The sequence below is a fragment of the Streptomyces sp. NPDC007095 genome (assembly GCF_040634475.1).
Lineage (GTDB): Bacteria > Actinomycetota > Actinomycetes > Streptomycetales > Streptomycetaceae > Streptomyces.
In genome coordinates, this window is sequence record NZ_JBEYFS010000011.1 from 77,236 (window position 1) to 85,315 (window position 8,080).

Sequence of the window (8,080 nt, forward strand, 5' to 3'; positions counted from 1 at the left end):
CGGTGGCCGCCGGGTCACCAGGGCAGGGGCCGCGCGTGTACGACCTCCAGCCGTGACACGGCCCGGGTGAGCACCACGTACAACCGGTGCAGGCCGCGCGCCTCCGCCTCGGCGACGGCCGCCGGTTCGACGGCCACCACATGGTCGTACTCGAGCCCCTTGGCGAGCGTGGCCGGCACCACCGCGACACGTGCGCCCAGCTCCTCGGGCCCCGCGGCCTCGATCCCGGCGGCGCGCAGCGCCGCGCGCACCCCCCCGACGTCCGGGTCGGCCGCGATGACGCCGATGGACCCCTCGTGCGCGAGCGCGCCGCGCACCGCGTCGACGGTCGCGGGCAGTACGTCCCGGGCGTCGGGAACCGCGCGGACCGTCAGCTCCCCGTCCCGGCGCAGTGAGCGAGCCGGCGGTACGCGCACGTCGAGCCGTGCCAGCAGCCGGTTGGCCAGCCCTACGACGGCTTCCGGCACCCTGAACCCGATCGTCAGCGGCACCACGGCCGCATCCGGCTTCCCGAGATGCCCGAGCAGCTCGCCCCACTCCCGGGCCGCCCACGGTGTCGTGCCCTGCGCGAGATCCCCGAGCACCGTGAGCGATCCGAAAGGAGCCCGGCGCGCGATCGCCCGGCACTCCATCGGCGACAGGTCCTGCGCCTCGTCGACGACCACGTGGCTGTGGCCTTCCGGGTGTTCGACGAGCCCGGCGACCTCGTCGAGAAGGACGAGATCGGCGGCCGACCACCGGGCCGACTTGTACGAGCGGGGCGGCTCGGTCCACAGGATCGCCTTCTGCTCGTCGGCGTCCAGCAGCCCGTCCGCGGCGCCGGCCAGCGCCTCGGCGTCGGTGAGGAGCCGAGCGAGTACCTCCTCGGGCCGCATCCGGGGCCAGACCGCGTCGACGTACGTGCCGACCGGACGGGATCCGGAGACCTTCCGCGCCCATGCGTTCGTCTGGGGTCCGGCGCGCCATTCGGCCTGTTCCCGCAGAAGGCGAACGGCCCGCGTCCGTACCCGCTCGCGTCCGATGCCGTACGGGGGTTCTTCCGCCCGTACGGCGTCCACGATGCGGTTCAGTTCCTCGGCCGGCACCCGCCACCGGTACGAACCGTCGGGCACGACGAGGGGGTCGGCGTACCTGCCGATGTTCCCGTACAGGGCCCGGCGCAGCACCTCCGCCATCCGCGCGTCGTGTTTGACGACGGCGGCGTGCTCGTCGTCGCGCGTCGTGACGGGGTGTCGGGCGATCTCGCTCTCGAGTGTCGACTGCCGGAAGTTCCAACCGGTCGCTCCGCGACGGGCGGTCTCGCCGAGGGCGGGCAGCACCTCGGCGATGTACGCGAGGAAGGTGGGGTTGGGGCCGAGGATCAGCAGTCCACCGCGGCGGATGCGCTGGGGGTGGGTGTAGAGGAGGTACGCGGCCCGGTGCAGGCCGACGGCCGTCTTGCCGGTGCCGGGGGCGCCCTGTACGCACACGGACGTGGCGAGGTTTTCGCGGACGAGGTGGTCCTGCTCGGGTTGGATGGTCGCGGCGATGTCCCGCATGGGGCCGACACGGGGGCGCTCGATCTCGCCCGTGAGAATGCGGCTCTCCGGAACCGAGGGGCCTTCATGGTCCCGATCCCGGCGGCCGTCCCCGTCCCGGTCGCCGTCCCGCTCCGGTCGGCCCCCTCCGATGTGTTCGTCCTCCAGACCGGTGAGGTCTGCCGAGTCCCCCTTGCTCCCCGGCGCCCAGCCGAAGCGCCGGCGCACGGACACACCCTGCGGATCGCGGGCGCTCGCCTGATAGAAGGCGCGCGAGACGGGGGCGCGCCAGTCGACGACGAGGGGTGGGGCGGCGGGGTGTTCGGTGATGCGCAGGCGGCCGATGTGGTAGCTCTGCCCGGCGTGTTCACCGCCCCCGGGGGCGAAGTCCAGCTTGCCGAAGAACAGCGGGCCTTCGGGGAGTTCGCGCAGATCCCTGGCCTGGCCGCGCAGTTGCCGGCCGAGGACTTCGGCGTCGGCACCGGAGGCGGAGACGTCCTCGCCGGTGACGACCTGCTCCTCGGCGCCGTCGACCATCGCGGCGAGGCCGGCACGGCACGCGTCGTGGTGGGCGCGTTCATGGGTGAGGGATCGGGCGAGGGCGGGGTCGGTAGACGTCACTCGACCAAGGATACCGAATAACGTTACCGAGTAACATTCTTTACTCAGTAGCTCTCCCTGTCGGTCACCCGGCCCCAGGGGCTACGCATAGCGCGGAAGACCCACCCCCAGCTGCGCGAACGCCTCCTCGGCCGCGGCGACCGCGTCGGGGCGCACCTGCTCGACGGCCTCACCGTCGGCGATCCGCCGCCAGTTCTCCAGGGCGAGGACGCGCTGTACGGCGATGATCTGAGCGGCGGCGAGGCGGGCGCCGAGGTCGCCGCCGAGCGCCCCGGCGAGCGCGGCTTCGGACCGCTCCAGGTATCTGAACATCCCGGCGGCCAGGGAGGGCGTCCCGTAGAGGAGGCGGTGATAGGCCAGGACCTGCGGGGCGTCGTTGAGGCCGGTGACGGGATCGCGGCGCTCCAGCCCGTCGAGGAAGTGACGGCGCAGCGCCGTCAACGGGGACGGCCCGTGTGCGGCCACGCGCGCGGATTCGTCCTCGTGATCGGCGAACCGGTGCAGGACCAGGTCCTCCTTGGCCGGGAAGTACCGGAAGAGGGTCGGCTTGGAGATCTCAGCGGCGGCGGCCACCTCCGCGACGGACACGGCGTCGAACCCCTTCTCCAGGAAGAGTCCGATCGCGATGTCGGAGACAGCCTGGTACATCCGCTGCTTCTTGCGCTCGCGCAGTCCGATCTCACCCATACCCCGAGCCTACGCACGCCCCGGCACCTCCTTTGACCCTCCTCGGCACTCCTTGACCTCAACCAGGCTTCAGGTCGAAGACTGTCCGGCGTTCGGCCATACCTCTTTCCGACTTCGAGGAGCGTTCCGATGCGTGCAGTGCAGGTGAAGGAGTTCGGCGGCCCCGAGGTCCTGGTTCCCGTGGAGCTTCCCGATCCGGTTCCGGGGCCGGGGGAGGTCGTGATCGACGTGGCGTACGTGGACACGATCTTCGTGGAGACGCAGGTGCGGACGGGGTGGGGCCGGGAATGGTTCCGGGTGGCTCCGCCGTACATCCCCGGGGGTGGCGTGTCCGGTGTCGTCGGCGCCCTGGGGGCCGGCGTTCCCGGCGAGTGGCTGGGGCGCCGGGTCACGTCCTATGTCACGGGCAGTTATGCGGAGCGGGCCGTGGCGGCGGTGTCGGCGCTGACGCTGGTGCCCGACGCCCTGGACCTGCGCAGCGCGGCGGCCCTGGTCCACGACGGCGTCACCGCCACCGGCCTGCTCGAACTGACCGCCGTGGGCCCCACCGACCGCGTACTGGTCCTCGGCGCCTCCGGCGGCATGGGCACGCTGCTGGTCCAACTGGCCCATGAGCGCGAGGCGCGGGTGATCGGTGTGGCCCGCGGAGACGCCAAACTCGACCTGGTACGGGACCTGGGGGCGGACGACGTGGTGGACGCCACCCGGGACGACTGGGTGTCCGCCGCCCGCAAGATGCTCGGCGGGGCCGTCGAGGGGGCGGACGTCGTCCTGGACGGTGTGGGCGGCGACCTGGGAGCCGCCGCCCTGCCCTTGACGGCCGACGGCGGCCGGTTCTCCGCCCACGGGGCGGCGTCGGGCGGCTTCTCCCCCCTCGACACGGAGGAGGCCGCCCGCCGGGAGATCCAGCTCTTCGGCATCGCTGACGTCCAGTTCAGCCCCGCCGACCTGCGACGCTTCACGTCCGACGTCCACGCCGCGGCCGCGGCGGGGCGGCTGCGGCCGGTGATCGGTGAGGTGTTCCCCCTGAGACGGGCGGCACAGGCGCACGCGGCTGTTGAGGGGCGGGGGTTGGTGGGGAAGGTGGTGCTGGAGGTGTCGTAGGTGTTGTAGGTGTGAGAGAGCGCCAGCTCAGGGGGTGTTGTAGATGTGAGAGAGCGCCGGCTCAGGGGTGCGCCGGCTCAGGGGTGTTGTAGGTGCGAGAGAGCGCCGGCTCAGGGGTGTTGCAGGTGTGAGAGAGCGCCGACCCAGGGGTGTTGCAGATGTGAGAGAGCGTCGGCTCGGGGCCGACGGCAGTCGGACGACCGCGGAGGGTCAGAAGTCCGCGGAGACCCCGGCTGTCCGTCGGCCTCCACGGTCCCCGTGCGGCAGGGCGCGGGCAAGATAGGGATTCGCCGTCAGTTTCCCCGACAGTCCCAGCGCCGCCGTGGCCTCGGCCAAGGTCATCGCGTAGCTGTCCACCGCCCGGCGGACGTTGGGGGCGTCCAGACTGTCACCGGTCACCAGACGGTCGAGATCCACGTAGGCCGAACGGACGACCTCCATCCAGCGGTACACGCGCCAGTCCTCGCGCCAGCCCTTGGTGCACTCCTCCGGCAGCAGCCGATCCCAGCGGGAGAACAGCCGCTCGCGGATCTCGGGACGGGTGGGGGTGAGGTGCATGTGGCGGACCAGGTCGTACAGCGGGTCACCGACGATCGCCATCTCCCAGTCGATGAGGATCAGACCGCCGTTGTCCTGGCGCACGAGGTTCCACGGGTTGAGATCGCCGTGCAGCAACACGGGCCGACGCGGGACCAGGGTGTGGCGGTCCAGGATCTCACCGAGCCGGTAGCCGTTGGGCAGACCCAGTTCCCGCGCCAAGTCACCGGTGGCCTTGGGCAGGTGGTTCACCATGCGGACCAGTTCGTCGCGAAGGCCCCGGTAGAAATCCCACCCCCGGAGCTCGGGGTCCAGCCGCTCGCAGTCGACGAAGGTGAGCGCCAGGAGCTGATCCACGAGGTCGTCCGCCTCGTGCGGCCGGAGTCCGTCCGCGGGGTGCTCCGGTGGCCGGAACTCGTCGGCCGACCCTTCGTACGAATGGATGGTGAACTGTTCCTTCAGTCCACTGGTGCCCAGGGCCAGCACGCGCGGGGCACGCACCCGCGGACTCGCACCCGGGACCCGCGGGGAAACGTTTGACCGCTCGATGGCCTCCAGGACGGCGTGCTCATTGAGGAACCGGCGCTCCCGGGCGTTCGCCGCGCCGACCTTTCGGCGGACCATGACGGGAAACGTCACTTCTGGCACCCGCACGGCCGTGTTGAGATGAGCCGTTCCCTTGAACACACGGTCCGCGGCCGCCGCCCCCTCCTCGAACAGTGCCTTGCTGACAGCCGAAGCGGGGAACTCCGGATGCGGGGGTACGCGGTGGTCGCGTTCCCAGACGATCTGCGAGACCGACCGCTCGCGGTTGTTCAGGCCTCCACGGGACTCGTTCCAGCGGAAGAGGGTGCGCTCGATCTCGCTCTCGTCAGGCACGCTCATGAGCCGCAGTGGCGCCTCGGCCTCCAGCAGCGCCCGGTGCACCGCACGGGTCGCGGTGTCCAGCCTCTGCTGGTCGAAGGAGTCACCGAGCGAGGAGGCGGCCCGCATCACATCCGGGTAGACGGACTGGGCGCGCTCGAACGCCAGGTAGTGCTTGAGGTCGCGGTCGAGACCGTGCACGGCTTTGGGGCGCCGCCTTCCCATGGCCTCGCGCCACGCCTCGATCACCGCGGGCCACTGGTGATCGGGATACTCCATCCGCACCAGATGCGTGGCGAGGTCGTGCAGCGGGTCCCCGTAGGTCGCCAGCTCCCAGTCGACGCAGATCAAGGGGGGATCACCGGCGTAGGAGACGATCACGTTGTCCCGGTGCAGGTCCGTGTGGAGGAGGCTGAAGGGACGGCTGACGAGCGCCGGCAGCCGTTCCGCGAAGCGCACCATCGCGTCTTCCGGGATGCCCAGCATCGCGAAGAGCCCGCCGAACTCGGCCCGGTTGCGCTGCCGGATCTGCTCCTCCGCCGCGAAGGCCAACGCCCGCAGAAAGGCTCTGCTGTCCCGGCTGGACCGGGGCCAGGACGCCGGCAGCGGAGGAAGATGCTGCCTGCGCACCTGCGTCATGTCCGCGAGGAGCTCCGCGAGCGCGGCGACCAGGTCCGGGTCCACGTAGGTGCCGTTGGGGCAGACCCTCGACAGCGGAACGCCGTCCACATAGCTGAGGATGGTCACGTCCGCGTGCTTGACCAGGCACCGCGGAACGTGTGGCAGCACACCGCTGACCGTGTTGAGGATCTCCGCCTCGTCCTGCCATGTCCTGATGACCACGGGCAGCGCCGAGGGAATCCGTGCCCGCACCGTCACCGGCGCCCCGTCGTCGCACGCCACCAGACGGGACTCGTCCTCCGTGAGCGGCCGCACCATGTAGTTCAGGTTGTGGTGTCCTCGGCCGAACGAGCCGAGCGCCCTGGCATAGCGCACGAAGTCGTCGTACGCCGCGTCCGCCGCCCTTTCCAGAGCAGGTGGGCCAGGCGGTCCCGGCATCGGCGGAACGCCCACGGGTCACTCCTGAATAACTGTGCGCCATCGCATATGTTCATGCGCCCCGACCGGGGTGAGCACACCTTAGTGCCCACCCGCGGGTACGGCAGAACCAACCGCGGAATCTGTGCCTACTTGAAAGAGAGTTGTATCTCTCCTCGGCGTTACTCCGTTGGAGGCCCGCTGGAATGCCAGTCCCCTCAGGGCGCTTCCGCGAGCAGGCGCCAGCAGGAGTCGAACCAGGCCTGCATGCTCTCCATGAACACAGAACCTGGAGAGTCCGGATCACCCTCGTCGTTGACGTGACGGGTCAGGGTCGCCCCCAGACCGAGTACGTCCGTGGCGTCGACCTCCATGCCGTCGTCCAGCAGGACAGGTCGCCGCACTATTTCGTACGGCCCGAACAACGCCTCGGCCCCGGGGCGCAGATAGAGCTTGAACGCCGGGGCCAGCGGTACGTGCCGGATCTCCACCTGTACGGACGGCACCAGACCTTCACCCTGGAGATCACGCAGTGCGGCACGCAGCGACATCGTGTGCCGGCGGGTGATGGCGCGCAGCCGTTCCTGGAGCTGCCCGTGCAGGCGTTCCAGTCGGCCGGGATCCTGAGGCTCCGCACCGTCCTCCGGCTCCTTGGCGCGCGGATACGGAAGCACAAGGGACTCCGAGGGCAGCAGCATGCGCAGTTCGATGCGGTCGGGCCGCACCGTGCCGAGGCGGATGCTCTCGGCCTGCAGGCGGATGTGAGTGTCCAGGGACTCGGACGTGAGGGTGAACACGTCCAACTGAACGACGGGTTGGGTGAAGGCGCGCGCGATGAAGGGGCCCAGGGCCGCACGCACCCTGGGTGCCTCCTTCTGCGGCGCGCCCAGGTGTATCGGGCTCTTCACCACACGCGTTCCGCTGCCCTGACGGGACTTGATCCAGCCTTCGCTGTTCATCTCCCGCACCACGCGTTGCACGGTGTCGCGTGAGACCCCGAGTTCCTCGGCGAGTTCACGTTGGGGGGGCAGCTGGGATCCCACCGCGTACGTGCCGTCGGCGATCCGGGCGCGCAGCGTCTCCATGACGCGCTCGAACTCCGTTCCGCCTCCGTCGCCGCGTTCTTCCGTCACACCGCGACCGTACCTCGCTCACCTCACGGACAAACCGCTTCCAGTCACATTGGCGGCTGGATTCGGCCGCCGAAAAGCTTGAAGTGGACTGACTCGTTAAGGGATCAAAGAGATAGGGCAGACCAGATTCAAGGCAACCAGTCCAATTGGACAGTTAGTTGATCGATTCACTGAAGTGGACGGGGGTGGGAACCATGATCTTCTTTCAACTGGTAGGCATAGGAATCGAATTCTGCGTGTCCCAGCTGGTGCAGACACGACTCGGGTTCACAGGTCTGGTCGTGTTCACGGTGGCCCTGGTGGGCGTACAGGCGGAGCATCCCCGCCTGGTCCGCTGGTCGGCCGGAGCCCTGGCCGGCCTCTTCTTCCTGCTGACCCTTCGGCTTCAGGCCTGACCTCCTCAGGCCCAAAACCTGGGGGCTCGACACTTCAGGCCCGACGCTTCAGGCCCGACACCTCAGGCCCGACACCTCAGGCCCGACACCTCAGGCCCAAAACCTGGGGGCTCGACACTTCAGGCCCGACGCTTCAGGCCCGACACCTCAGGCCCGACACCTCAGGCCCGACACCTCAGGCCCG

The 8,080-nt window shown here is 70.0% G+C and carries 6 protein-coding genes; 2 read left to right on the forward strand and 4 right to left on the reverse strand.

The genetic code is table 11. The annotated features are described in order from the left end of the window. Nucleotides 1-14 precede the first annotated feature (14 nt). Both ABZ656_RS06305 and ABZ656_RS06310 read right to left on the reverse strand, forming a co-directional pair. Nucleotides 15-2,138 (reverse strand): AAA family ATPase, encoded by a 2,124-nt coding sequence (locus tag ABZ656_RS06305; protein WP_360265105.1) that lies wholly within the window; start codon nt 2,136-2,138, stop codon nt 15-17. Nucleotides 2,139-2,219: 81 nt separating this feature from the next. Continuing rightward, the gene (locus ABZ656_RS06310) at nt 2,220-2,825 is read right to left on the reverse strand and encodes a TetR/AcrR family transcriptional regulator (RefSeq protein WP_101404284.1); all 606 of its coding nucleotides are present in this window, start codon (nt 2,823-2,825) and stop codon (nt 2,220-2,222) included. Between the two features lie 129 nt (nt 2,826-2,954). On the opposite strand from ABZ656_RS06310, the gene ABZ656_RS06315 reads away from it, so the two are divergent. Beyond that, nucleotides 2,955-3,929, forward strand: a complete 975-nt coding sequence (locus ABZ656_RS06315) for a zinc-binding dehydrogenase (RefSeq protein WP_360265108.1) — start codon at nt 2,955-2,957, stop codon at nt 3,927-3,929. A gap of 210 nt (nt 3,930-4,139) precedes the next feature. Here the strand turns inward: ABZ656_RS06315 and ABZ656_RS06320 are convergent, their stop codons facing one another. Both ABZ656_RS06320 and ABZ656_RS06325 read right to left on the reverse strand, forming a co-directional pair. Continuing rightward, complete coding sequence (locus ABZ656_RS06320) at nt 4,140-6,269, reverse strand: aminoglycoside phosphotransferase family protein (protein ID WP_360265140.1); 2,130 nt, start codon at nt 6,267-6,269, stop codon at nt 4,140-4,142. A 317-nt stretch (nt 6,270-6,586) separates the two neighbouring features. Then, nucleotides 6,587-7,501 (reverse strand): GntR family transcriptional regulator, encoded by a 915-nt coding sequence (locus ABZ656_RS06325; protein WP_360265111.1) that lies wholly within the window; start codon nt 7,499-7,501, stop codon nt 6,587-6,589. A 194-nt stretch (nt 7,502-7,695) separates the two neighbouring features. Here ABZ656_RS06325 and ABZ656_RS06330 point away from each other — a divergent pair, with 194 nt between their 5' ends. Next, complete coding sequence (locus ABZ656_RS06330) at nt 7,696-7,896, forward strand: hypothetical protein (protein ID WP_101404281.1); 201 nt, start codon at nt 7,696-7,698, stop codon at nt 7,894-7,896. Nucleotides 7,897-8,080: the final 184 nt, after the last annotated feature.

Bases quoted from the DNA above. Each gene is read 5' to 3' on its own strand.
- ABZ656_RS06310 (WP_101404284.1), bottom strand. From the start codon at position 2,825: ATGGGTGAGATCGGACTGCGCGAGCGCAAGAAGCAGCGGATGTACCAG.
- ABZ656_RS06315 (WP_360265108.1), top strand. From the start codon at position 2,955: ATGCGTGCAGTGCAGGTGAAGGAGTTCGGCGGCCCCGAGGTCCTGGTT.
- ABZ656_RS06320 (WP_360265140.1), bottom strand. From the start codon at position 6,269: ATGGTGCGGCCGCTCACGGAGGACGAGTCCCGTCTGGTGGCGTGCGAC.
- ABZ656_RS06330 (WP_101404281.1), top strand. From the start codon at position 7,696: ATGATCTTCTTTCAACTGGTAGGCATAGGAATCGAATTCTGCGTGTCC.